The 23,658-nt window shown below is 72.2% G+C and carries 20 protein-coding genes; 7 read left to right on the top strand and 13 right to left on the bottom strand.

Going from position 1 to position 23,658, the window contains the following annotated elements; genetic code table 11:
- Position 1: 1 nt before the first annotated feature.
- Both ACIBJE_RS17650 and ACIBJE_RS17645 read left to right on the top strand, forming a co-directional pair.
- On the top strand, positions 2–835 hold the full coding sequence (locus tag ACIBJE_RS17650) for an enoyl-CoA hydratase-related protein (protein ID WP_396749434.1): 834 nt from the start codon (positions 2–4) through the stop codon (positions 833–835).
- 16 nt (positions 836–851) lie between these two features.
- Positions 852–1,334 (top strand): SRPBCC family protein, encoded by a 483-nt coding sequence (locus ACIBJE_RS17645; protein WP_396749432.1) that lies wholly within the window; start codon positions 852–854, stop codon positions 1,332–1,334.
- 107 nt (positions 1,335–1,441) lie between these two features.
- On the opposite strand, the gene ACIBJE_RS17640 is transcribed toward ACIBJE_RS17645, so the two are convergent.
- Both ACIBJE_RS17640 and ACIBJE_RS17635 read right to left on the bottom strand, forming a co-directional pair.
- Positions 1,442–2,206, bottom strand: coding sequence for an ABC transporter permease (locus ACIBJE_RS17640; RefSeq protein ID WP_396749430.1), 765 nt, complete (start codon positions 2,204–2,206; stop codon positions 1,442–1,444).
- Entirely contained in the window at positions 2,203–2,934 is a 732-nt protein-coding gene (locus tag ACIBJE_RS17635; RefSeq protein ID WP_396749427.1) for an ABC transporter ATP-binding protein, read from the bottom strand. Before ACIBJE_RS17635 ends, ACIBJE_RS17640 begins: the two co-directional genes overlap by 4 nt.
- A 112-nt stretch (positions 2,935–3,046) precedes the next feature.
- Here ACIBJE_RS17635 and ACIBJE_RS17630 point away from each other — a divergent pair, with 112 nt between their 5' ends.
- Together ACIBJE_RS17630 and ACIBJE_RS17625 are read left to right on the top strand one after the other, a co-directional pair.
- Positions 3,047–4,153, top strand: a complete 1,107-nt coding sequence (locus ACIBJE_RS17630; RefSeq protein WP_396749425.1) for a sensor histidine kinase — start codon at positions 3,047–3,049, stop codon at positions 4,151–4,153.
- Positions 4,150–4,794, top strand: a complete 645-nt coding sequence (locus tag ACIBJE_RS17625) for a response regulator (protein WP_396749423.1) — start codon at positions 4,150–4,152, stop codon at positions 4,792–4,794. Before ACIBJE_RS17630 ends, ACIBJE_RS17625 begins: the two co-directional genes overlap by 4 nt.
- A gap of 27 nt (positions 4,795–4,821) precedes the next feature.
- Here the strand turns inward: ACIBJE_RS17625 and ACIBJE_RS17620 are convergent, their stop codons facing one another.
- Genes ACIBJE_RS17620 through ACIBJE_RS17600 form a run of 5 tightly spaced genes read right to left on the bottom strand, consistent with a single transcriptional unit; the run spans position 4,822 to position 9,390 of the window.
- On the bottom strand, positions 4,822–5,556 hold the full coding sequence (locus ACIBJE_RS17620) for an ABC transporter ATP-binding protein (RefSeq protein ID WP_396749421.1): 735 nt from the start codon (positions 5,554–5,556) through the stop codon (positions 4,822–4,824).
- Positions 5,546–6,298 (bottom strand): ABC transporter ATP-binding protein, encoded by a 753-nt coding sequence (locus ACIBJE_RS17615; protein WP_396749419.1) that lies wholly within the window; start codon positions 6,296–6,298, stop codon positions 5,546–5,548. The genes ACIBJE_RS17620 and ACIBJE_RS17615 overlap by 11 nt, the downstream gene beginning before the upstream one ends.
- Positions 6,295–7,353 carry a branched-chain amino acid ABC transporter permease gene (locus ACIBJE_RS17610; protein ID WP_396749417.1) on the bottom strand — a complete coding sequence of 353 codons (1,059 nt, stop codon included), beginning with the start codon at positions 7,351–7,353 and terminating at the stop codon, positions 6,295–6,297. Before ACIBJE_RS17610 ends, ACIBJE_RS17615 begins: the two co-directional genes overlap by 4 nt.
- Positions 7,350–8,219 (bottom strand): branched-chain amino acid ABC transporter permease, encoded by an 870-nt coding sequence (locus ACIBJE_RS17605; RefSeq protein WP_396749415.1) that lies wholly within the window; start codon positions 8,217–8,219, stop codon positions 7,350–7,352. The genes ACIBJE_RS17610 and ACIBJE_RS17605 overlap by 4 nt, the downstream gene beginning before the upstream one ends.
- 13 nt (positions 8,220–8,232) lie before the next feature.
- Positions 8,233–9,390, bottom strand: coding sequence for an ABC transporter substrate-binding protein (locus ACIBJE_RS17600; protein WP_396749412.1), 1,158 nt, complete (start codon positions 9,388–9,390; stop codon positions 8,233–8,235).
- A gap of 701 nt (positions 9,391–10,091) precedes the next feature.
- Here ACIBJE_RS17600 and ACIBJE_RS17595 point away from each other — a divergent pair.
- The 3 genes from ACIBJE_RS17595 to ACIBJE_RS17585 all read left to right on the top strand — a co-directional run bounded on the left by ACIBJE_RS17595 (position 10,092) and on the right by ACIBJE_RS17585 (position 16,448).
- On the top strand, positions 10,092–15,551 hold the full coding sequence (locus ACIBJE_RS17595; protein ID WP_396749410.1) for a carboxyl transferase domain-containing protein: 5,460 nt from the start codon (positions 10,092–10,094) through the stop codon (positions 15,549–15,551).
- A 298-nt stretch (positions 15,552–15,849) separates the two neighbouring features.
- The gene (locus ACIBJE_RS17590; protein ID WP_396749407.1) at positions 15,850–16,011 is read left to right on the top strand and encodes a response regulator transcription factor; all 162 of its coding nucleotides are present in this window, start codon (positions 15,850–15,852) and stop codon (positions 16,009–16,011) included.
- Positions 16,012–16,037: 26 nt separating this feature from the next.
- Positions 16,038–16,448: a LuxR C-terminal-related transcriptional regulator gene (locus tag ACIBJE_RS17585; RefSeq protein WP_396749405.1), complete on the top strand. Its 411-nt coding sequence runs from the start codon at positions 16,038–16,040 to the stop codon at positions 16,446–16,448.
- Positions 16,449–16,493: 45 nt separating this feature from the next.
- Here the strand turns inward: ACIBJE_RS17585 and menC are convergent, their stop codons facing one another.
- The 6 genes from menC to ACIBJE_RS17555 all read right to left on the bottom strand — a co-directional run bounded on the left by menC (position 16,494) and on the right by ACIBJE_RS17555 (position 23,392).
- Positions 16,494–17,600 (bottom strand): o-succinylbenzoate synthase, encoded by a 1,107-nt coding sequence (gene menC, locus ACIBJE_RS17580; protein WP_396749403.1) that lies wholly within the window; start codon positions 17,598–17,600, stop codon positions 16,494–16,496.
- Positions 17,597–18,451 carry a GNAT family N-acetyltransferase gene (locus ACIBJE_RS17575; RefSeq protein ID WP_396749401.1) on the bottom strand — a complete coding sequence of 285 codons (855 nt, stop codon included), beginning with the start codon at positions 18,449–18,451 and terminating at the stop codon, positions 17,597–17,599. The genes menC and ACIBJE_RS17575 overlap by 4 nt, the downstream gene beginning before the upstream one ends.
- A 200-nt stretch (positions 18,452–18,651) precedes the next feature.
- On the bottom strand, positions 18,652–19,596 hold the full coding sequence (locus tag ACIBJE_RS17570; protein ID WP_396749398.1) for an SCO2521 family protein: 945 nt from the start codon (positions 19,594–19,596) through the stop codon (positions 18,652–18,654).
- On the bottom strand, positions 19,580–20,614 hold the full coding sequence (locus tag ACIBJE_RS17565; protein ID WP_396749396.1) for an SCO2522 family protein: 1,035 nt from the start codon (positions 20,612–20,614) through the stop codon (positions 19,580–19,582). The genes ACIBJE_RS17570 and ACIBJE_RS17565 overlap by 17 nt, the downstream gene beginning before the upstream one ends.
- The gene (locus ACIBJE_RS17560; protein WP_396749393.1) at positions 20,611–21,546 is read right to left on the bottom strand and encodes an SCO2523 family variant P-loop protein; all 936 of its coding nucleotides are present in this window, start codon (positions 21,544–21,546) and stop codon (positions 20,611–20,613) included. Before ACIBJE_RS17560 ends, ACIBJE_RS17565 begins: the two co-directional genes overlap by 4 nt.
- A 1-nt stretch (position 21,547) precedes the next feature.
- Positions 21,548–23,392, bottom strand: coding sequence for an SCO2524 family protein (locus tag ACIBJE_RS17555; RefSeq protein ID WP_396749390.1), 1,845 nt, complete (start codon positions 23,390–23,392; stop codon positions 21,548–21,550).
- Positions 23,393–23,658: the final 266 nt, after the last annotated feature.

The raw sequence follows: 23,658 nt of genomic DNA, 5'->3' as shown, positions 1-23,658 counted from the left end.
CGTGGACGCGTATCGCGAGATCACCTATGCCGTTGCCGACCAGACCGCCACGATCTCGCTCAACCGTCCGGAGGAGCGCAACGGTTACACCGTGCGGATGGCCGACGAGCTCGCCCACGCGTTCGACCGCGCCGACCGGGACGACGACGTGCGGGTGGTCATCCTGACCGGAGCGGGCGAGCACTTCTGCGCCGGGCTGGATCTGTCCACGTCGGAACTGGACCGGCCCGACGATCCCGACGCCGCCTGGGCGGAGCCGGCCGGCCGCTGCTCGATGCGGATCTTCGCGATGAACAAGCCGGTCATCGCCGCGATCCGGGGCGCCGCCGTCGGCGCCGGCGCGACCATCATCCTGCCGGCCGACTACCGTCTCGCGGCTACCGACGCACGGTTCGGGTACGTGTTCAGCCGACGCGGCATCTACGCCGAGGGCGCGTCCGCCTGGTTCCTCCCCCGACTGGTCGGGATGGGGACCGCTCTGGACTGGATGGTCAGCGGACGGGCCTTCGACGCCGCCGAGGCGCTCTCCGCCGGCCTGGTGCACAGCGTCCACGAACCGGAGCAGCTGCTCGACAAGGCGCACCAGCTCGCCCGGACCCTCATCGCCACCACCGCGCCGGTGTCGGTGGCGGTCATCCGGCAGATGCTCTACCGGATGAGTGCGTTGGAATCGCCGTACCCGGCGCACCGCCTGGACTCCCGGCTCTCGGCCGACGCGGTGGACAGTCCGGACGCCCAGGAGGGCTTCGCCTCCTTCCGGCAGCGGCGCAGCCCGGCTTTCCCCGGCCGGGTCAGCAAGGACCTCCCGGGCTACCTTCCCTGGCGTGACGAGTGACCCCTATGCTGGCCCGGTGACCCCGCAGTCGACCGCCCCGGGCCCGGAGATCACCGAACGGATCACCGTCGCGGTGCCGGCCCAGACGGTGTACGCGGCCGTCGCCGACGTCCGGCGGATGGCCCGGTGGAGCCCGGAGTGCTTCGCGGTCTGGGTCACCCGACGCGACAGTGGACGGCCGGAGCGCTTCGTCGGCTGGAACCGTCGCGGCCCGTTCCTCTGGTTCACCACCTGCCGGGTGGTCACCGCGACGCCGGGTGAGGAGTTCGCCTTCGACGTCACCACGTTCGGCCAGCCGGTGGCCCGCTGGGGATACCGCTTCGCGCCCACCGGTGGCGGCACCGAGGTGACCGAGTACTGGCAGGACCGCCGCAACGGCGCGTCGCGCCTGCTCGGTCGGGTCTTCACCGGCAAGGCCGCGACCGAGCGCCCGATGGTCAACCGGGACGGTATGCGGGAGACGCTGCGCCGGTTGAAGCGGGAACTGGAAGCCCACTGATCCGTCCCGGCACCGGCACCGGCCCGTGACGGGCGGCTGTTCGCGGCCCGGGTCGCGAACAGCCGCCGGATTTCCGGCGTCACCACCGGTCGCGCGGGTCCGTGCGGTCACTGCCAGCGGAAGAGCAGCGCGGCCACGACCGTGCCGAGCACCGCCGTGACCACCAGGCCGACCAGGTTCGGCGCGTCCACGGACGCGCCGGCCCAGGCGGCGGAGAGCGCCTCGACCGCCGCGCCGAACGGCAGCCACGAGCCGATCCGCGCCACCGGGTCCGGTAGGGCGGCGGTGCCGCCGAACAGCCCGCCGACGGCCCCGAACGCGAAGAAGGCGATCAGACCGATCGCGACGGCGGAGTTCGGCGACGGCGCCAGCGAAGCGACGATCATGCCCGCGCCGTACATCGCGGCGACCGCGAGCCCGGCGACGCCGAGCGCGACACCCACGTCCACCGGCGGACGTGCCCCGAAGGCGGACACGGCGACGGCGAAGGCCACACCGATGCCGAGGACGGCCTGCGCCAGGCTCACCACCATCTGCGCCACCAGCACCATCACCGGCGAGGCGGGAGTGACCGCGAGCCGGCGCAGCACCCCCGTGCGGCGGTAGTAGGCCAGGAAACTCGGCATGTTGATGAGACCGATCGAGGCAAGGACGATCGTGAAGACCAGCGGCAGCACGTGGACGTCCAGCGCCGAGCGGCCGGCGACGACCTCCTGGTCACCGGCGGCCGAGGCGTTCATCACCATGATCAGCAGCGGCAGGACGATCGGCACGACCAGGCCGGCGGTGTCCCGGACGACCATCTTCGCCTCACACCGGACCAGGGTCAGCCAGGACCGGAGGCCCGGACGCCACGCGGTCGCCCCGGTCATGCGACGTCCTCCCCCACGAGGTCCCGGCCGGTGAGGGCGACGAACGCCTCCTCCAGGCTTCCCACCCCGGCTCGCGCGACCAGCCCGGCCGGGGTGTCCAGAGCCACGATCCGACCGCCGTCGACGAGGGCGACCCGGTCGCAGAGCCGCTCGACCTCGTCCATCGCGTGGCTCACCAGCAGCACGGTCTCGTCGCGCAGTTCCTCGATGCCGGCCCACACCCGCCGCCGGGCACGGGGGTCGAGCCCGGTGGTGAGTTCGTCGAGGATCACCACGCGCGGGCGGCCGACCAGGGCGAGGGCGATCGAGAGCCGCTGCTGCTGACCACCGGAGAGCTTCTCGAAGCGCGTCCCGGCCTGCCCGCCCAGCTCGACCAGGTCGAGCAGCTCGGCGGCGGGTCGGGGGTTCGGGTAGAAGCTGCGGTAGAGGCCGACGAGTTCGGCGACGGTCAGGGCGTGGTGCAGGTACGCCTGCTGCAACTGCACGCCGAGCACCTGGCGCAGGGCCGCGCGGTCGCGGAGCGGATCGAGGCCGAGCACCCTGACCCGTCCCCGGTCCGGGGTGCGCAGTCCGGCGATCATCTCGATCGTCGTCGTCTTCCCGGCCCCGTTGGCCCCGAGGACACCCAGCACCTCACCGGCCGCCACCTGGAAGCTGACGTCCTCGACCGCGACGACCTCGCCGTACCGCTTGTGCAGGTGCTCGACTCCGATGGCGGGTTGCGTCATGCCCGCCATGCTGGTCGCCGCACCCGGTCCGGCGCCTGTGCCACAGGTCAGCCGGGTCGACCATGACTTCCGGCACCCCTGGACCGGCCGGCCCGGTCGCTAGATTGGCAGCATGCGCCGGATCGGGCTCGACGAGTGGTCGGGCCTCGCGATGCTCGTCGTGTGCCTGGGCGCCGGGGCACCCGTTCCGCTCGGCCTCGTCACACCGGGCGTCCCGGTGCCGCTGTGGGTCGCCCTGTTCCTGACGGCGGTGGTGGCGGTCGTCGCCGCCGTCGCGGAGGTGGGTCCGGTGCCCGCCCGCCGCGCGGCCTACGGCGTGGCGGTCGCCGCCGGCTGGGCCGTCGTGGTGACCGCTCCGCAGGCCGGACTGCTCCCGATCCTGCTGGTCGTGCTCGCCGCGCTCGGCGCGGAGGTGGTCCGGCTGCCGACCAACCTCGCGGTGATCGTGCTGAACACCGGCGTGATCGCCCTGGCCACGCACCGCAGTCACGGGGACGGGATCGAGTTCGTCATGACGGCGGCGTTCTACGGGCTGATCCAACTCGCGACGCTGTTCAGCCTGACCGCCATCGGCCGGGAGCGACGCCTGCGCCGCGAGCTGGCCCAGGCACACGTCGACCTGCAGGCGGCGAGCGTGCTGCTGGCCGGCTCCGCCCGCGCGGCGGAACGTCTGCGCATCTCCCGGGAGCTGCACGATCTCATCGGTCACCAGCTCACCGTCCTCACGCTCGAACTGGAGACCGCCCGGCACCGCCGGGACGAGGCGGCCTGGGATCACGTCGAGCGGGCCAACCGGGTGGCCCGCGACGTGCTCGCGGACGTACGGGTCACCGTCGGCGCGCTGCGCGCCGGGCCGGCCACCGACCTGGCGGACGCGCTCCGCGACGTCGGCCGCGACGTCCCGGGGCTGGACGTCGTGGTCGACGTGGACGACGACGTCGAGGCGGACGAGGAGCAGACGGCCGCGCTCGTCCGGGCGGTGCAGGAGATCGTGACGAACACGCTGCGGCACGCCGAGGCGGGCGAGCTGCGGGTCGGCGTCGCACGGGACCGCGACGCCATCCGACTGACCGCGACAGACGACGGCCGGGGCGCGGCCGAGGTGGTCCCCGGCAACGGGCTGCGCGGCATCACCGAGCGGTTCGCGGCGCTCGGCGGGGACGTCGCGTACGACGGCGCGTCGGGCTTCCGGCTGACCGCCCGGATGCCGGTCCGATGACCCGGGTGGTGGTGGTCGACGACCAGACGCTGATCCGGCAGGGCATCCGCGGCCTGCTCGACGTGGCCGGCATCGAGGTGGTGGGCGAGGCGGACGACGGGGCGGCGGCGCTGGACGTGATCGCCCACGCGCGGCCCGACGTCGTCCTGCTCGACCTGCGCATGCCGCACCGGGACGGCATCTGGGCACTCCGGCAGCTACGCGAGCACGGGGTGGACGTCCCCGTGCTCGTGCTCACCACCTTCGACGACGACACCCTCGTCCTCGACGCGCTGCGGGCCGGGGCGCGCGGCTACCTGCTCAAGGACGTCACGCTGGAACAGCTGACCCGGGCCGTCGAGACCCTCGCCGCCGGCGGGACGCTCGTCGCCGCGTCGATCACCGACCGGCTGCTGCGCGCCATCCGCTCCGCGCCGTCGCCGGTCGGGGTGGACCCGACGCGCCCGCAGCCGCTGACCGAACGCGAGGTGGAGGTGCTGCGGCTGGTGGCCGAGGGGTACACCAATCGGGAGATCGCGGGCGTGCTGTTCCTCGCGGAGGGGACGGTGAAGAACCACGTGTCGGCGATCCTGCTCAAGCTCGGCGCGCGGGACCGCACCAACGCGGTGCTGCGGGCCCTGCACGAGGGCGTCCTGCGGTGAGGGCCCCGACCGCCCGTCCGGCACGGGTCAGCCGGGCAGTCCCAGGTAGGCGCGTCGGACCTCGGGGTCGTCGAGCATGCCCGCTCCGGTTCCCGACTTCGCGACCCGGCCGAGCTCGACCACGAGGCCACGGTCGGCGACCTTCAGGGCCTGCACCGCGTTCTGCTCGACCAGCAGCACGCCCACCTGCTGCGTGGCCAGCGCGTGGAGCGCGGCGAAGACGTGCTGCCGCATCCGGGGTGCGAGCCCCAGCGACGGCTCGTCGATGAGCACCACCTTCGGGTCGAGCATCAGCGCCATGGCCATCTCCAGGAGCTGCTGCTCGCCGCCGGAGAGGTCGCCGGCCGCCTGGCCGCGCCGTTCGCCGAGCACCGGGAAGGTCTGGTACGCCCGGTGGATGCCGGCCGCGACCGCGCTCCGGGGCAGCGTGTAGCCGCCCATCCGCAGGTTCTCCTCGACGCTCATCCGGGGGAAGTTGCACCGCCCCTGCGGCACGAGGACGATCCCCCGGCCCAGCCGGACGCGGGGTGGGTCGCGGCTGACCTCGACGCCGTCCACCCGGATCGAGCCACGGCGGATCGCCACCATGCCGAACACGGTCTTGAGCAGGGTGGACTTGCCGGCCCCGTTGGCGCCGACGACGCAGACGGTCTCACCACGGTGGAGATCCAGGTCGATGCCGCGGAGGATCTCGACGTCCTGGTAGCCGGCGTGCACGTCGCGCAGGGTCAGCACCGGCGTCGCGGAGGGGTCAGCCGCCAAGGTACGCCTCCTGGACGTCGTCCCGGGCGATGACCTCACCGGGTCTCCCCTGTGCCAGGGTGCGGCCCTGGTCGAGCACGACCACCCGGTGGCAGAGGCCGACGACCAGTTCGATGTTGTGCTCGACCAGCAGCACGGTGGTGCCGGCGGCGTTGAGGTCCCGGATCCGGTCCCGGATCAGGTTGCCGATGGTCGGGTTGACCGCCGCCACCGGCTCGTCGAGCAGCAGGACCCGGGGCGGCAGCACGCAGGCCGCGGCGAACTCGACCAGCTTGCGTTGCCCGTACGAGACCTGCCCGGCGGGCTGGTCAGCGACCGGGCCGAGCGCGAAGGTGTCGATGAGTTCGTCGAGCCGGACACGCAGCGCGCGGTCCTCCCGGTCCGGCCGGAGCAGGTCGGCCAGCCGCCGGGAGCGCGACCGCCGGCCGAGGGCGGCCACCCGGAGATTGTGTCGGACGGTCAGCGACTCGAACGTGCGTACCTGCTGGAACGTCCGGACCAGCCCGTGGTGGGCCAGCCGGTCGGGCCGCCACCCGGTGACGTCGCGGCCGTCGAGTTCGACCGTGCCGGTGTCGGGCCGTTGGAGGCCGGTGACGCAGTCGATCGCGGTGGTCTTGCCCGACCCGTTGGGGCCGATGAGTCCGACGATCTCGCCGGCGGGCACCGTGATCGACACGTCGTCCAGGGCCTGCACCCCGGCGTACGCCTTGCGGAGCCCGCGTACCGCCAGTTCCCCGCTCATCGGGCCGCCTTCTCCGGCGTCACGGCCGGGGCCGGCGGCGGTGGGGGCGCGGGTGGTGGCGGCCGACGCCGGAGCCGACCGGCCGCCTGGAACGTACGTTCCAGCCCGTCCGGGACGGCGATGACCACCCCGAGCAGGATCAGCCCGTAGATGACCATCCGCCACTCCTCGGCGAGGTGCAGCAGTTGCGGAAGAACGGTGAAGAGCAGGGCCGCCGAGACCACGCCGCGCAGGCTGCCCCGGCCCCCGATGAACACCATGATCAGCAACGCGGTCATGTACGACATGTCCAGGTTCTCCGGACACACCACCGACTGGAAGTACGCGTTGAAGACTCCCACCATCGCCGACAGCGCGGCCGAGAGGCTGAAGGCGGTGAGCCGGAACGCGGTCGGCGACAGGCCCCGGGCGGCGGCCAGCACCGGATCGTCCCGGACCGCCGTGAGGGCGAGGCCGAGCCGACTGCGGGAGACGCCGAAGGCGACTCCGACGGTGAGCGCCGCGAGGCACAGCACGACGTAGTACTGCGCGGCCAGCGAGGTGAGTTCGACGCCGGACAGGGTCATCGCCGGCACGCCGGTGGTGCACAGCGGGCCACCGGTGAGGCCGACCCAGTTCTTGGCCAGCAGCACCGCGATGGTCGCGAAGCCGAGGGTGGCGATCGCGAAGGCGTGCAGCGACAGGCGGAACGACGGGACGCCGATGGCCAGCGCCACGCCGACGGCGGCCAGCGCGGCCACGGCCAGGGTCGCCCCGAACGACCAGCCGTGCCGGGTGCTCAGGATCGCCGCCGTGTACGAGCCGAAGCCGAAGAAGACCGGCTGGCACAGGCTGAGCGCGCCGATCCGGCCGACCACCAGGTCGAAGGAGACCGCCAGGGCGACGAACATGAGGGCGGTGATCGCGGTGGAGAGGTGGTACGGCACCGGGAGGACCAGCGGCAGCACGGCCGCGAAGACCGCCCCGAGCGACCAGACCACCGGCTCGACGCGTGGTCTCCCCCGCCCGGCCCGCCGCGCCGTCCGGCCGGGCCCGGTGGTGGCCGCGCCGGTCACGCGCGCACCACCCGCCCGAACAGCCCGTGCGGGCGGACCAGCAACACCGCGATCATGACGGAGAAGACGATCACGTCGGCGTACGCGCTGGAGAGGTAGCCGATGGCCAGGGCCTCGCTGACGCCGAGGACGAAGCCGCTGAGGACCGCGCCGGTGACGTTGCCGAAGCCGCCCATGATGACGGCGGCGAACGCCTTGACGGCCAGCAGCGTCCCCATCGTCGGCGAGGCGCTGTACAGCGGCGTGATGGTGGCTGCGGCGACGCCCGCCAGGGCGGCGGCGGTCGCCACGGTCACCAGCCCGATCCGTGCGGCCGGCAGGCCCACCACGACGGCCGCCTCACGGTTCTGGGCGAGCGCCCGCATCGCCCGGCCGGTCCGGGTGCGGTGCAGGAACACCACGAGCGCGCCGAAGGTGGCCGCGGCGGCCCCGAGCACGACCAGCCGTTGCACCGCGATGGTGGTCCCGGCCAGCTCCACGGTGCGCAGGCTCTGCTCGCTGTAGACGGTCTTGGGCAGCGAACCCTCGACCACGATCGCCAGGTTGACCAGGACGATCGACACGGCGAGCGTGGCGACGAGTTGGACCTGCCAGCCCCGGTGCAGGATCCGGTGCACCACGGCCAGGTAGAACCCGATCCCGACGACCACCATCCCGACGACCGTGGCGAGCGCGGCGACCGGGTACGGCAGCCCCAGGTAGGCGGAGCCGGCGTACAGCAGGTAGGCGCCGACCATCACCAGTTCGCCGTGCGCGAAGTTGACGATCTCCAGGACGCCGAAGATGAGCGCCAGACCGGCCGCCACGAGGGCGTACTGGGAGCCGAGCGTCAGCCCGTTGACGAGCTGGTCGAGGAGTCCGCTCACCTGGCCGCGCCGCTCACTTGCTCGTGTCGACGACGTCGAGGACCCTGATCTTCCCGCCCTCGATCCTGAGGATGAACATGTTCGGGTGGGCCTGATGGTGCTCGTCGAACCTGATCGGCCCGATGCCGGTGGTGAAGTCCACCCTCTTCAGCCCGGCCAGGATGCCCGCCCGGTCGGTCCCGCCGTGCCGGACCGCCTCGGCGAGGGTCAGCATCCCGTAGTACGCCAGCGCGGCGTTGTACGGCGGCACCTCCTCGCCGTACCGGGCCCGGTACCCGTCGAGCAGCGGCCGTTGCGCGTCGGAGGCCGTCCAGTAGGTGGCCTCCTCGACGCCTTCGGCCAGGGTGGGGTCACCGGTGAGTTTGATCCCCTCGGCGGTGGCGCAACCGCCGCGCCCGTACACCGGGACCGTCATGCCCGTCTCGCGCATCTGGCGCAGCATCTGGGCGCAGTCCGGTGGTTCGGCGAAGGTGATGAACGCGTCCGCGTTCGCGGCGCGGACCTTCGCCAGCTGGGCCCGCAGGTCGCTGGCGCCGAGGTCGTAGAACTCGGTGGCGACGAGTTCCACGCCCGCTTCGGGCAGCAGCCTCCGGTAGAGGTCGGCCGCCCCGCGACCGAAGTCGTTGTTGGCCGCCAGGATGGCGGCCCGCTTACGGCCGGCGTCGGCGATGTACCGGGTCCAGTACCTGCCCATGATCGAATCGTCGATGTTCATGCGCCACATGTACGGGTTGCCGCCGATCCCGGACTGCTCGCTGATCTTGGCGTTGGTGGATCCGAAGGTCATCGCCGGGGTCTTGCTCCGGGCGAGGGTCGGCATGCCGCCGAGGGTGCCGGAGGAGCAGGGCGAGCCCAGGATGGCGTCCACCCGGTCGACGTCCGCCAGTCTGCGGAACGCGGCGGCGCCGCCCTGGGGCGAACACTCGTCGTCTGCGGTGACCAGGTGGAAGGTGACGTCGGGCATGCTCTGCCCGAGGTGCTCGATGGCCAGTTCGATGCCCTTCTCGGCATCCTGGCCGTAGTAGGCGGACTTCCCGCTGAACGCGGCGGAGAGGCCGACCCTCACGGTCCTGCCGTCGTCCTCCGGTCCGGCCGGCGCGCAGGCACCGGTGCCACCGGTCAGCGCCAGGAGAGCCGCGAGCGACACCACGCGGAGGATCGGGGGTCTCATGCGACTCACGTTCGGCACGCATTGACGGTAATGGATCAATCATGTCGGGACAAGGACTCACCTACACCGCTCCCGGACGCGCCGTCCGCACGACAGACCGTCGCCGGCGTCCCGACCCCTCGTCGCGTCGCGTGCCCCACCCCGATGGCACCGGGTGAACACCACCCGCACGACCAGGACGGCTCCGGACCCGGGCGCTCGCACCCGCGTCGCAGCGGACCGGCATCCCTCCAGCACTTCTCGAGCCAAGGGGCGGATCGTCGGCGTCGTGGACCAGGTCGTGAACGCGCGGTGCCACCCGGAGGCACGACCGCCGGGGCTCGCGCCAGGCGCACCCTGGCGCGCCGCACGGTCGAACAGTGGGTACGGATGCCGCTCACCAGCGCGTCGGGCGCACGGTCAGCGCGGATCCGCCGGTTCGGGTCAGATCCGTTCCGGGCCGGTGGCCCGCCCAGGACATCCGTGCCGACCTGGGCACCTTGCTCGGAATCGTGAAGGACGGGCCATCGCAGCTGCCGTCGGACGGCAGACACGAGTGCTCATCAAATGACCCCCGATGTCTAAGCTGGTGGAGTTTCAACTCGGGCGCAGGAGACGAGAGGTGGTTGCTGCGCAGGGTTGGCGAGTCAATACTATGAGTGACAGAAGTCGATGTAAAGGTGCAGATTCGCCCAAAGGGCGTTGAGAAGGAGTTCGGTCGGATGTTCAGTCGTGTCGCCATCGTCAACCGCGGCGAGGCCGCTATGCGGCTCATCCATGCCGTCCGGGATATCGCTGCGGAGACCGGAACACGGATCGAGACCGTCGCCCTGTACACCGACGTCGACCGTACGGCCACCTTCGTTCGCGAGGCGGACCTGTCCTACGATCTCGGTCCGGCGTCCGCGCGGCCGTACCTCAACCTCGAGGTGCTGGAGCGTGCGCTGCGGGAGACCGGGGCGGACGCCGCGTGGGTCGGCTGGGGCTTCGTCGCGGAGGACCCGGCGTTCGCGGAGCTGTGCGAGCGGATCGGCGTCACCTTCGTCGGCCCGAGCCCCGACGCCATGCGCAAGCTCGGCGACAAGATCGGCGCGAAGCTGATCGCCGAGGAGGTCGGCGTGCCGGTCGCCCCGTGGAGCCGGGGTGCGGTCGAGACCCTGGACGCGGCCCTGGCGGCGGCGGCCGGGATCGGCTACCCGCTGATGCTCAAGGCGACCGCGGGCGGCGGTGGGCGCGGCATCCGCGTGATCACCAACGAGGCCGAGCTGGCCGACGCCTACGAGCGCACCAGCCAGGAGGCCGCGCGGGCGTTCGGCAGCGGAGTCGTGTTCCTGGAGCGCCTGGTGACCGGCGCGCGGCACGTCGAGGTCCAGGTGATCGCCGACGGCGAGGGCACCGCGTGGGCGCTCGGCGTCCGCGACTGCTCGGTGCAGCGGCGCAACCAGAAGGTCATCGAGGAGTCGGCGTCGCCGGTGCTCAGCCCGGCGCAGGCGGCCGAACTCAAGGCCTCGGCCGAACGGCTGGCCGTCGCGGTCGGTTACCGGGGCGCGGCGACCGTCGAGTTCCTCTACCACCCCGGCGACCAGTTGTTCGCGTTCCTCGAGGTCAACACGCGCCTCCAGGTCGAGCACCCGATCACCGAGGCCACCACCGGATTCGACCTGGTCAAGGCGCAGCTGCACGTGGCCTCCGGCGGACGCCTCGAAGGCGCGCCGCCGGCGGAGCGCGGGCACGCCATCGAGGCCCGGCTCAACGCCGAGGACCCGGACCGCGACTTCGCCCCCTCCCCGGGCCGGATCGCGCGGCTGGACCTGCCCGCCGGGCCGGGCATCCGCGTGGACACCGGTGTCAGCGAGGGTGACACCATCCCCGCCGACTTCGACTCGATGATCGCGAAGATCATCGCCTACGGCCGCGACCGGGACGAGGCGCTCGGCCGGCTGCGTCGCGCGATGGCGCAGACGACCGTGATCATCGAGGGCGGCGCCACGAACAAGAGCTTCGTGCTCGACCTGCTCGACCAGCCCGAGGTGATCGACGCCAGCGCGGACACCGGCTGGATCGACCGGGTCCGGGGCGAGGGCCGGCTCGTCTCGCACCGGCACTCCGCCGTCGCGCTGGCCGCCGCCGCCATCGAGGCGTACGAGGAGGAGGAACGCGCCGAGCGCGAGCGGCTGCTCTCGACCGCCTTCGGCGGACGCCCGCAGGTGCAGCACGAGAGCGGCCGGCCGCTGGACCTCAAGCTGCGCGGCGTCGGCTACCGCGTGCGCGTCGCGCGGGTCGGCGCGCACCGGTTCCGCGTCGGCATCGAAGCGGGTGACGACGCCCGCACCGCCGACGTCGAGCTGGACCGCTTCGACCGGCACACCGGGCAGATCGTCGTCAACGGCGTCCGGTACCGCCTGCTCACCGGCACGCACGGGCCGGTCCACCTGGTCGAGGTGGACGGCGTGACGCACCGGGTCAGCCGTGACGAGGGCGGCGTCGTGCGGTCACCCTCCCCCGCGCTGGTCGTCGCCACGCCGCTGAAGGTCGGCGCCGAGGTCGAGGCGGGCGCGCCGGTGCTGGTGCTGGAGAGCATGAAGATGGAGACGGTGCTGCGTGCGCCGTTCAAGGCGCGGCTGAAGGAATGCGTCGTCTCCGTGGGCAGCCAGGTGGAGGCCGGCGCGCCGCTGGTGCGACTGGAGCCGCTCGCCGACGACGAGGCCGAGGACACCTCGGCCACCGAGTCCGTCGAACTGGACCTGCCCGCCGCGCCGGGGTCGCTCCCCGCGCGGGCGCGCACCACCCGCGGCCAGGAGGACCTGCGCAGCCTGCTGCTGGGCTTCGACGTCGACCCGCACGACGAACGCCGGGTGCTCGACGACTACCTCGCCGCCCGCCGGGCGGCCATCGCGGACGGCCACCGGCCGCTGGCCGAGGAACTCGAACTCGTCGACGTCTTCGCCGACCTGGCCGAGCTGAGCCGCAACCGGCCGAGCGGCGAGGACGGCGGCGGTGACGGCCACGTGCACAGCGCCCGCGAGTACTTCCACACCTACCTCCAGTGCCTCGACGTCGAACGGGCCGCGCTGCCGCAGGCGTTCCAGGCCAAGCTCGCCAAGGCGCTCGGGCACTACGGTGTCACCGACCTGGAGCGCTCCCCCGAGCTCGAAGCCGCCGTGTTCCGGATCTTCCTCGCCCAGCAGCGGTCGTCCGTCGACGCCATGGTCGTCACGGCGTTGCTGCGCGCGTGGCTCCAGGAGTCCCCGCCGGACGAGGCGCAGCGGGAGCCGGCCGGTCTCGTGCTGGAACGGCTGGTGGCCGCGACGCAGGTCCGCTTCCCCGTGGTCGCCGACCTCGCACGCGGCGTGGTGTTCTCCTGGTTCGCCCAGCCGCTGCTGCGCCGCAACCGCGCCCGGGTCTACGCCAACGTCCGGAAGCACCTGCACCACCTGGACGCGCACCCGGACGCGCCGGACCGCGCGGAGCGGATCGCCGAGATGGTCCGCAGCACCGAGCCGCTGGTGCGCCTGCTCGGGCAGCGGCTGGGCCGCGCCGACCTCGACAACGTGGTGTTGCTGGAGGTGCTGACCCGGCGGTACTACGGCAACAAGGGGCTGCTCGGCGTCCGCACCAGCGAGAACGCGGGCTGCACGTTCGTGGTCGCCAAGCGGGCGGACTCGTGCGTGGTCTCCGCCGCGGTCAGCTTCCACGCGCTGGGCAGCGCGTTGCGCGGGCTCGCCGAGCTGGCCAGTGGCGAGGGCGCCATCGACGCCGACATCTACCTCGCCTGGGAGAACCAGCCGGGGGACTCCGCCGCGATGGCGGCGGCGCTGCAGGAGGTCGTCAGCGCGTACCCGCTGCCGAGCGAGGTCAGCCGACTCACCACGACGGTGGCCGGTCGCAGCGGCGCGGTGATGCACCACCACTTCACGTTCCGCCCGTCCAGCGCCGGAATGACCGAGGAACGGCTGGTCCGGGGCCTGCACCCGTACATCGCGCAGCGGATGCAACTGGAGCGGCTGAGCAAGTTCGACCTCACCCGGTTGCCGTCGTCGGACGAGGAGGTCTACCTCTTCCAGTGCGTGGCCCGGGAGAACCCGTCGGACGACCGCCTCGTCGCGTTCGCGCAGGTACGCGACCTGACCGCGTTGCGTGACCACGACGGCCGGCTGGTCGCGCTGCCGACGGCCGAGGACACCATCGCCGCCTGTCTCGACTCGATCCGCCGCGAGCGGTCCCGGCGGCCGTCGACGAAGCGTGTCAACACCAACCGGGTCGTGGTCTACGTCTGGCCGCCGAGCGACCTCTCCCGCGCGGAGCTGGAGATGATCGCCGGGCGCGTGCTGCCGACGACGGCGGGCGCCGGGCTGGAGGAGATCCTGTTCATCGGGCGGCAGCGCGACCGGGAGACCGGTGAGCTGACCAAGGTCGCGGTGCGCATCTCCTTCGACGCCACCGGTGGCACCGAGCTGACCATCGGTGAGCCGTCGGACGAGCCGGTCGAGCCGCTCGACAGCTACCGGCAGAAGGTGCTCCGGGCGAGCAGCCGCAACACGGTGTACCCGTACGAGCTGACCGGTCTGCTCGGCGACTTCGTCGAGCACGACCTCGACGACCAGCACGTCCTGGTGCCGGTCCAGCGGCCGAAGGGACGCAACAGCGCGGCGATCGTCGCCGGTGTGGTCAGCACGCCGACCCGGCGGCACCCGCAGGGCGTCACCCGGGTCGTGCTGCTCGGCGACCCGACGAAGTCGCTCGGCGCGCTGTCGGAGCCGGAGTGCCGTCGCGTGATCGCCGCGCTGGACCTGGCCGAGCGGATGGGGGTGCCGCTGGAGTGGTACGCGCTGTCCGCCGGTGCCCGGATCTCCATGGAGTCGGGCACCGAGAACATGGACTGGGTGGCTGCGGCGCTCAAGCGGATCGTCGAGTTCACCCAGGACGGCGGCGAGATCAACATCGTGGTCGCGGGCATCACCGTCGGCGCGCAGCCGTACTGGAACGCCGAGGCGACGATGCTGATGCACACCAAGGGCGTCCTGGTGATGACGCCGGACTCGGCGATGGTGCTCACCGGCAAGCAGTCGCTCGACTTCTCCGGTGGCGTGTCGGCCGAGGACAACTTCGGCATCGGCGGCTACGACCGGGTGATGGGCCCCAACGGGCAGGCGCAGTACTGGGCGCCGAACCTGGCCGCCGCGCGGGACGTGCTGATGCTGCACTACGACCACACGTACGTCGCCCCCGGTGAGCAGACGCCCCGGCGGGCGACGACGACCGACCCCGTCGACCGGGACGTCTCCGACTTCCCGCACGCCGTCGAGGGCAGCGACTTCACCACCGTCGGCGAGATCTTCTCGGCCGGGGCGAACCCGGACCGCAAGAAGCCGTTCGACATCCGCACCGTGATGCGGGCGCTCTCCGACCAGGACCACCCGGTGCTGGAACGCTGGGCGGGCATGGCCGACGCGGAGACCGCGGTGGTGCAGGACGTGCATCTCGGCGGCATGCCGGTGTGCCTGCTCGGCATCGAGTCCCGGTCGGTGTCGCGGCGGGGCTTCCCGCCCACCGACGGCCCGGACACCTACACCGCGGGCACGCTCTTCCCGCGGTCGTCCAAGAAGGCCGCGCGGGCGATCAACGCGGCCAGCGGGAACCGTCCGCTGGTGGTGCTGGCGAACCTGTCGGGCTTCGACGGTTCGCCGGAGTCGATGCGGAAGTTGCAGCTGGAGTACGGCGCGGAGATCGGCCGCGCGATCGTGAACTTCCGTGGGCCGATCGTGTTCTGCGTGATCTCGCGCTACCACGGCGGTGCGTTCGTGGTGTTCTCCAAGGCGCTGAACCCGAACATGACCGTGCTCGCGCTGGAGGGCTCGTTCGCCTCGGTGCTCGGCGGTGCCCCCGCCGCCGCAGTGGTGTTCTCCGGCGAGGTCAACGCCCGTACCGCGGCCGACCCGCGCGTGCGGGACCTGGAGGCCCGGGTCGCGACCGCCTCCGGCACCGACCGCGCCACGTTGACCGCCGAACTCGACGAGCTCCGCTCGGCGGTCCGCGCGGAGAAGCTCGGCGAGGTGGCGGCGGAGTTCGACCGGGTGCACAACATCCAGCGCGCGGTCGAGGTCGGCTCGGTCGACGCGGTCATCCGGGCCGCCGAACTCCGCCCGCGCATCATCGAGGCCATCGAGGCCCGCCTGAAGTAGTTCCGACGTCCGCCCGACGCTCAGGGCCCGCCCACGGCGGGCCCTGAGCGCTTCCCAGGGGCCTCGTCCGGGCGGCTCCACCCTGATCTCCACCCTCCGATGGTGCCGGTCCACCCGCTCCCGCTCGTAGCGTGCGGTCCTGACCGAACGGAAGCAGAGCACGGAGAACCGGGACGACCGTCGCGTCACCGTCGCACGTACCGCGAACTATCTGCTGACCGGTGACCGCAACGGCAGCCGGGGCACCCGGCTGGCCGGTGCCGTCATCGACCGGGTGCTCGAACGGGAGGGAGGCAGGGTGGGGCTGACCGCCCTGCTGGAACTCACCGACGGGGTCACCGTCGTCGGGGCGGCCGGCGACGGCGCGCAGGCGCTCGACCTCGTCGCCGACCGGAAGCCGGACGTGGTCCTGATGGACCTGCGGATGCCCGTCCTCGACGGGGTGACGCCACCGGCCTGATCCGGGAGCGGTTCCCGGACGTCGCGGTGGTGGTGCTGACCACCTACGCCGACGAGGAGTCGATCGCCGGTGCGCTCGCGGCCGGAGCCTGCGGCTACCTGACCAAGGACGCCGGGCGGGCCGAGATCGGCATGGCGCTGCGGGCGGCGGTCACCGGCCACTCCGTGTTCGACCCGGTGGTCTCCGCCCGGCTCGTCGACGCGATGAACCGGTCGGCGCAGCCGCCGACCCGGGACCGGTTGCCGGACGGGTTGACCCAGCGCGAGGCGGAGGTGCTCGGCCAGCTGGCCCAGGGGCGGACCGACGCGGAGATCGCGGCGGCCCTGTTCGTCGCCGAGACGACCGTCAAGACCCACATCAACAACGCGTTCGCGAAGATCGGCGCCCGGAACCGCGTCGAGGCGGCCCGGTACACGACCCGGCACCGGCTCGGCTGACGGCGGACGTGGCACCGGGGGGCATGCCGTTCTCCCCCGGTCGCGTCAGAGGTCGATGCCCGTGCTGCGCAGGGACGCCTCCTTCAGCGCGGCCTCGTCCGGTTCCACCCCGATCCCCGGTCCCGTCGGCACCTCGATCCAGCCGTCCCGCATGACGACCGGCGGGGTGATGTCCCGGGCGAAGAAACGGTCCGACGCCGACACGTCGCCGACCAGCGTGAAGTTCGGCAGGGCCGCCAGCGCCACGTTGGCCGCCCGACCGATGCCGGTCTCCACCATGCCGCCGACCCACACCGGCACGCCGTGCGCGGCGCAGACGTCATGGATCCGCCGGGCCTGGAGGTACCCGCCGACCCGGCCGGGCTTGATGTTGATGATGGCCGCTGCCCCCGACTCGATCGCCTCGACGGCGCGCACCGGAGAGGTGACCGACTCGTCCAGGCAGATCGGCGTGCGCAGTCGGCGGGCCAGCGCGGCGTGCCCGCGCAGGTCGTCCTCGGCCAAGGGCTGTTCGATCATCAGCAGGTCGAACGGGTCGAGCTTGGCGAGGTGGGCGGCGTCCGTCACGGTGTACGCCCCGTTCGCGTCCACCTGCACGGCCACCGCGTCGCCGACGTGCTCGCGTACGGCGCGAACCGGGGCCACGTCCCACCCCGGCTGGATCTTCAGCTTGATGCGCTGGTACCCGGCGGCCAGGTAGCCGTCGACCGCGTCGAGCAGCTCCGGGATCGACGCCATGATGCCGACGGACACGCCGGCCGGGACCGCCGGCCGGACGGCGCCGAGGTACTCGGCCAGCGGCATGTGGGCCTGCCGGAGCTGGGCGTCGAGGATGGCGATCTCCAGCGCCGCCTTCGCCATCGGGTGCCCCTTGACCGCGGTGAGGGCGTGTCCGACCGTCGCCGCGGTGACGGTCGGCAGGGCACCGACCGCGGGGATGAGGAAGCGGACCAACGCGTCGGCGGCCCCGTCGACGTACTCGGCCGAGTAGCCCGGTTCCGGCATGGCGACGCACTCACCCCAGCCCACGGCGTCCGGCGTGACCGCCTTCACCAGGAGCGCCTCGCGGTCGTGCTCCGTGCCGAACGACGTCTGGAACGGTGCCACCAGGGGCAGCCGCACCCAGTGCAGCTCGATCCGGGTGAGTTTCACGGCTCGTACGACGGGGTCGTGGCGGCCGGCAGCAGAACGTACTCGTGGTTCCTGGTCATGCCCACCACCCGGTAGTCGTCGGCGAACAGCGCCAGGAAGCGGTCCCGTACCGCGTACCGCTCGCGCTGCGCCCGTTTGTGGTCGTTCTTCCTGAGCATCTCGATGTCGTCCGGCACCGCGATCAGCTCGGCGCCGGGCAGCACCTGGGCATACCGGCGCATCGTCCCGGGCTCGCCGGTCATGGCCCGCTCGACCCACTCGGAACGGAGGTCCCACTCGACCAGGAGCCGGTCGGTGCGTTCGTTGGTGTTGACGCCGTCGTCGAGCCGGCCGTAGAAGTCCGGCCGGTAGGCGGTGATCGCGGCGCCGAGCTTGCAGAGGTTGAAGTAGCCGTTGCGGCAGACCAGCGGATCGTACGTCCACGTGATGGTGTCGATGCCCCGCTCCAGCGCCCACCGGCGTTGATGCCGTTTGAGCGCGAGCCCGGTGCCCCGGTTGCGGTCCGGCTGGTACACCCCGGTGATGTAGGAGTGCAGGTGGTCCGGGCGGCCGGTCCGCGCGCCGAACATCCCCACCGTGCAGCCGATCAGGTGCCCGTCGTGGTACGCGCCCACCACGTAGTTGCCCGAGTGGGACAGGGTCCGGAGCAGGCTGACGGTGATCAACTCGCTGCGCTCGGCGTCGGTCCTGGCTCCCCAGACCGTCCACAGCAGCTCGGCGGCGGCCTCGATCTGCTCCCCGTCGTGCAGCGGGACGATGGTCGGGCCGGCCCCTGACGGCATGGGGTCCGGGTTGTCCGGCAGGCCGGTCGCGTCGGCGTCCGCGCCGGCTGCGGCTCGCCGCTCGGCCACGGCACCTTCGGTCTGTACCACCGCTACCTACCGTTCTCATGCGCGAAAACGCGACACGCAGTCCCTGATCAGCCTGGAGACATAACCACAAGCTAACGCCTGCGTAGCATTTGCCGCAAATACCCGAAACGGCTTTACGTTACCCAGGGCGGCGTACAAAATAACCTACTCGGCAAGAGCCCCGGCAGCCGGTGCGATCACTAGCGAAAGAGCGGGACAACGTCCGCCGGTCGGGGAACCAGTGCGGCCGCCATGGCGATCTGGTCACGGATCCGCCGCACCGACGCGTCCCACTGCCGGGACAGCCCGGGCCGGCCGTCCAGTCCCTCCCACACCGACAGCGCGAACCCGCCCAGTCGAGCCGCCGGCATCCAGAGGTGCAGCAGGTGGTCGACGGCCGGCCGCAACCGGTGGATGATCTGTACCGGTTCGTCGACGCCGATCCGACTCTGCTCGACAACCGACAGCAACGCGGTCAGCAGCCAGTCGTGCAGCGCCAGATCCTCGCACAGCTCGACGATGTCGGCCACCGCCACCGGGCCCAGCAACAGTTGCACGGTCCGCAGGCCGTCCTCGTGGACGGCGAACCGGACCCGCACCCCCTCGGCTTCCTCGTCGGTCATCGCAGCCCAGCGGAGCACCGTACGGCGCGCCCGTACCGGCGGGCGCCGGTCCAGCAACGGCGAGCCCTGAACCTCGGCGAGGAGACGGTTGCACAGCGCGCCCATGCCCATGGTGGACGACGTCCGGTCCGCGGCGAGGTGGGCGGCCGCCGTTCCGGGCAGGTCGGTCCGGCCGAGGGTCTCCACCAAGCCCGGCCGCGCCAGGTAGTGCGACCACGCCCGCCGGTGTCCGCCCCCGACCGGCTCGACCCGGGTCACGGCGGAACCCTGCAACACCCGCCCACCGGTGAGGCAGACCCGCCCCAGGAGCGTGCCCACACCGCGCACGCGGGCACCCGTCCGGGCGACGAGCCGGCAGTCCACGCCGGTGAACGTGTGCGGGCTGACCGCGTAGCCGATCGGGCGCTCGGAGACGCGCACCCGCTCGCCGGCCAGCAGCGCCAGCACGCCTTCGGCCAGCTCGCGGGGCACGCTGCCGGAGTGCCGCAGGGCAGCGGTCTGCACCTCACCCAGGACCAGCACCGCGCACCGGTCCGGTGTCCACGAACAGGTACTCGATCCGGTCGACCACTGCGGGCGCCAGGACGTTCCCCTCGTCGGCGGCGCGAGCGTCGACCTGGCCGAGCACCGCGGGGTCCACCGCCACCTGCTGGAGTATCGTCCGGACGGCGTTCTCGACCGGCAGGAACAGCGGGGCGCAGATGGTCATGGTCCGGTAGGCGCTGAACGGTGCGGCCCGCTGGTTGAGCTGCAGCACCGGGGGCAACCGGCGCCAGTCGTCCGGCAGTTCGTCCGGCAGCGGTCTCGGCACCGCGACGCGACGGCCCTTGTCCCGCAGGACGCCCAGCCGCAGCAGTTGCCAGACGGCGGCCAACATCGCGCAGGACCACACGCGGCCTCGATCGTCGTCCCGCCACAGTTCGATGTCGGCGAACACGGAGTGGTTGACGGCCGCGTTCTCGGCGGGCGGCAGCCAGGGGGCCGGTTGCTTCATCGCCTCGTGGCGATCCGTGGCCGGCGAGCGCTGCCCGTTGCACAGCCACCCGGTGTGCCGGACCGGTGGGCGGGCCCCGGTGGTGTCCGGCGGTGGATCCTCCACGATCCGGGCCTCGACCAGCTCGGCCAGTGACAGGCCGACCGGTGCGCTCTCCGCCGGTTCCGCCGGGTCGGGGTCAGGCGGTTCCGCCGGGTCGGCGCATCCGGACTCCCGGGCGAGGTAATCGATCTCCAGGCCGCCTTCCCGGGCCGCCCCGAGCAGTTTCGGAATCAGCGTGCGGGGCGATTCCGGCGCTCCGAAGTAATCGTCGATCAGGACGCAGGTGCTGATTCGAGCGGTCCTCCCCCGAACCGCGTCCTGGCAGGCCCCCCGGGCGGTCGCGGCCCATCTGGCGATCCCCCGGAAATGGTCGACGAAGAAGCCGGCGTCCTGGCTGAGGTCCGGAGAGTAGAAGTGGCCGAGTTCGACCGACAGGTGCGCCAGCGGAACGGATTCCACCCGCGCGTCCGCGGTCGACTCGAAGAACTCGGCGTCGGCTCTCATGTGGTGGCCCACATCTCGTCGTCCACGAGGTTCCGGGCGAGGTCGTCGAACGCCGCCACCGTCGACAGGTTGGCGATGTCCCGGGCGACGACGTCGTTGTCCGAGAGCAGTTGCTCGCGCCACTGGAGCACCGGGTCGAGCGGCACCGAGCCGAGCAGCGCCAGCCGTCCGACCCGGTGGCGGGCGGCGAGCCGCCGCAGGTCCTGGTCGCAGTCGCGCAGCCACGCGACCTGGGCGGGCCGAAGTCCGCGCAGTTCGGAGGAGTCGGGGTCGACCACCGCCGTGCGGACGAACCGGATCGACGCGGCCAGCCGCTCCCGGTCGTGGCCGGCGCGCTCACCGACGTCGAGGATGCCGTCCTTTCCGTAGACGAGGCCGGCGGCGGCCGGGATGTGCTGCCGGGTCCAACGGTGGAAGACCAGCCAACGCGTGACCACGCCCTGCAGCGCCGGGTCCGCCGTCGCCTCCAGCACCAGCTGGGTCGCGTACGACCGGCCGGCGCTCAGGTCGACCAGGCACATGTCGAACTCCTCGTCGAGCGCGAGAAGCAGCCGGACGCATCGGCGCAGGGCCTCCTTGTCCGGGCGGAACTCGCCGCCGTCCTGGTCGCCGGGGAAGAGCATGAGCTGGCCGGAACCGGGCGGGCGCTGACGCAGGCTGGCCCGGGCCGACCGGTTCCAGACGTCGATGCGGCGGGGTTCCTCCACCGCCGCGTGCGGGTCCTGCTCCATCAGGTACGAGTGCAGACCGCCGCCCTCCCGCACGCCCCGGGCGGCGTCGACGATCTGGAAGATGGATCCGGCCGTGGGCGACCCGAAGTCGAAGTCGAGGTAGCAGACCTCGGCGCCGGCGAGAGCACGCCGGTACACGACGTTGCAGCTCGTGACCGACCTGCCGGTTCCTCCCTTGTCGGACGCCGCGAAGACCAGCACGCTAGTCCCCAGCCTCGGATTCCCGGGCCGCAGCGAGCTTGTCCAGCTCGCGCAGGACGTCCAGGATCAGGGCGGCGGCCGTGCCGGGCCGGGTCGGCAGCAACCGACGGGCCCGCCGGAGGCCGATCGCCTGTCTGCTCAGGCTGTCCCGCAGCGCCGGGCCGCCCTCTCCCGAGCCACGCAGCTGCTCCTCGTCGAAGACATCCTCGGCCTCGACCAGGAGTTCGGAGGCGACGTCCGACAGCACCAGGCCGGGCGGCGGCTCGCCCCGGATCAGGTCCGCCGCCGTGCCCATGCACTGCACGACCCGGGTGGTGTGGTACCAGCTGGGCGAGCCACGGTGGGGCAGCGTCGGGTACACGTTCGAGGGCTCGTCCCACAGGCCGGCGCCCCGGCCGTCACGCAGCCGGCGCTGCTCCAGGTGTCGCCACGCCTCGTCGGCCAGGCGCAGCAGCCGGGCCCGGAGCCGGTGGTCGTTGACCTGGGCCGCGACGGCCAGTGCCCGACCGAGCAGCAGGGTGCCCAGTTCGCCCAGCCGCCAGCCGAGCCGGGGCGCGTCCGGTCCGGCGAGTTCGCTGCCGTTCAGGGCGACCCAGGTGCCGGGGTGGTGCAGCTTCAGGGCGGGATCGTCGGCGAGCGGCCGGCGTCTGATCCGCCCCCGGTCGGCGAGGTCCTCGAGGACCCGGGCGATCCGGGCCAGGTCGGCGTCGGGAGCGCCCCGGTCGATGAGCGCGTGGCGTACGAGGGAGACCACCAGCAGGCTGTAGTAGTCGCTCTCCTCCTCGTCCGTCGTCCGCCACGGCAGGTCCTCGACCGGCCACCGGTCCGCCCCGAGGGTGGCGATCGTGGACCAGTACCGCTGGGCCAGATCCCACTGCAGGTTGAGAATCCGGGCGAGTGACTGCTGTTCCTCGTCGAGGAGGCCCTTGAGCCGGGTGTCCCGGGAGAAGAGGTCACGGATGCCGTCCACCGCCACCACGGTGAAGTAGAGATACGGGGCCGGCTCGGCGAGGCCGGGCTGGGCGTACACGGTCGTCGGTGTCCTGACCGGCGCGGAGTCCCGGACGATGCCCCACGACCAGCCGCACTCGAACAGGAGGTCGCGGTTCTCCAGCAGGGCGTCCACCTCGTCGGTGGACGAACCCAGCTCACGGAGGCCGGCCATGACGTCGCCCAGCGAGTCGCGGATCCGGGCGACCAGCTCGGCCGAGTACCCGTCCTCCGGGTTGACGGTCTCGCACAGCGCCCGCCCCTCGCGACTGTCGCCCCGGAAGACGCTGAGCGTGAAACTCCGCTGGAGTCCGGCCATCGCGGCGGTGAGCCGCCGCTGCGCGGCGGCCTCGACCCTGTCGATCTCCTCGCGGTGGGACGGACGCTGGACCTGCCGCCGGTAACCGCGGACGAACCCGATGGCGGCCGTGGTGAGCACGACCGACGTGGCGTACGAGTCGACCACCTCGAGCTTCTGCTGCGCGGCGGTGGGTTCCCGCTCCTCCTCGGGCGCGGTGCTGAGGTAGCTGCCGCCGGAGAACTCCGGCAGCCCGGTCTCGGAGTCGGTGTAGTCCTGCAGGTACTCCCCGATGAGCCGGACGACCCGCTGCGGGATCTCCACGGCACTGCCGAACGGGGCCAGCGCGGCGCAGACGTCAGGCTTGGTCTCGTCCGGACGGTCGAAGCGGATGCCGGGCAGTTTCGTCGGCGGCAGCAGGAGACAGAGCAGCAGCTCGGCGTCGCTGATGGAGTTGCGACCGGCCCGGTCACCCCAGGAGAATTCCTGCCCCGAGCCGCACCACCGGGATATCGCCTTCCATACCGACAACAATTCCTGGCGCGGCTGGAGTCTCATTGATCGGCAACCACCGTTCATTCATGCTGGGTGATTCAGCAGGCTCGCCCGCGCGTGCGGCCGATCTCCGGAACGGACCTTCTCCCGCGCCGAAGCATATCCCGGACACCACTTGATCAACAGACGAAACATTAGGGACAAGTGACACCTAAGGCGCATACTGGAATGCCAGACTTATGGATCATCGCAAATTGGTAGGCTCGGTATCGCCCATGGTCAGCTATGAGTGCTTCCGGACGCGTCCCGTCGCGTCCGGCCGCCCGTTG

This window comes from Micromonospora sp. NPDC050187 (assembly GCF_044459745.1).
Taxonomy (GTDB): Bacteria; Actinomycetota; Actinomycetes; order Mycobacteriales; family Micromonosporaceae; genus Micromonospora.
The sequence above is the reverse complement of the archived record's forward strand: the minus strand, read 5'-3'. Positions and strand labels throughout refer to the sequence as shown.

Excerpts from the sequence above, each read along its gene's own strand:
- ACIBJE_RS17640 (WP_396749430.1), bottom strand. The coding sequence starts at position 2,206 with ATGACCGGGGCGACCGCGTGGCGTCCGGGCCTCCGGTCCTGGCTGACC.
- ACIBJE_RS17555 (WP_396749390.1), bottom strand. The coding sequence starts at position 23,392 with ATGAGACTCCAGCCGCGCCAGGAATTGTTGTCGGTATGGAAGGCGATA.
- ACIBJE_RS17615 (WP_396749419.1), bottom strand. The coding sequence starts at position 6,298 with ATGAGCGGGGAACTGGCGGTACGCGGGCTCCGCAAGGCGTACGCCGGG.
- ACIBJE_RS17600 (WP_396749412.1), bottom strand. The coding sequence starts at position 9,390 with ATGAGACCCCCGATCCTCCGCGTGGTGTCGCTCGCGGCTCTCCTGGCG.
- ACIBJE_RS17625 (WP_396749423.1), top strand. The coding sequence starts at position 4,150 with ATGACCCGGGTGGTGGTGGTCGACGACCAGACGCTGATCCGGCAGGGC.
- ACIBJE_RS17630 (WP_396749425.1), top strand. The coding sequence starts at position 3,047 with ATGCGCCGGATCGGGCTCGACGAGTGGTCGGGCCTCGCGATGCTCGTC.
- ACIBJE_RS17635 (WP_396749427.1), bottom strand. The coding sequence starts at position 2,934 with ATGACGCAACCCGCCATCGGAGTCGAGCACCTGCACAAGCGGTACGGC.
- ACIBJE_RS17565 (WP_396749396.1), bottom strand. The coding sequence starts at position 20,614 with ATGAGAGCCGACGCCGAGTTCTTCGAGTCGACCGCGGACGCGCGGGTG.
- ACIBJE_RS17595 (WP_396749410.1), top strand. The coding sequence starts at position 10,092 with ATGTTCAGTCGTGTCGCCATCGTCAACCGCGGCGAGGCCGCTATGCGG.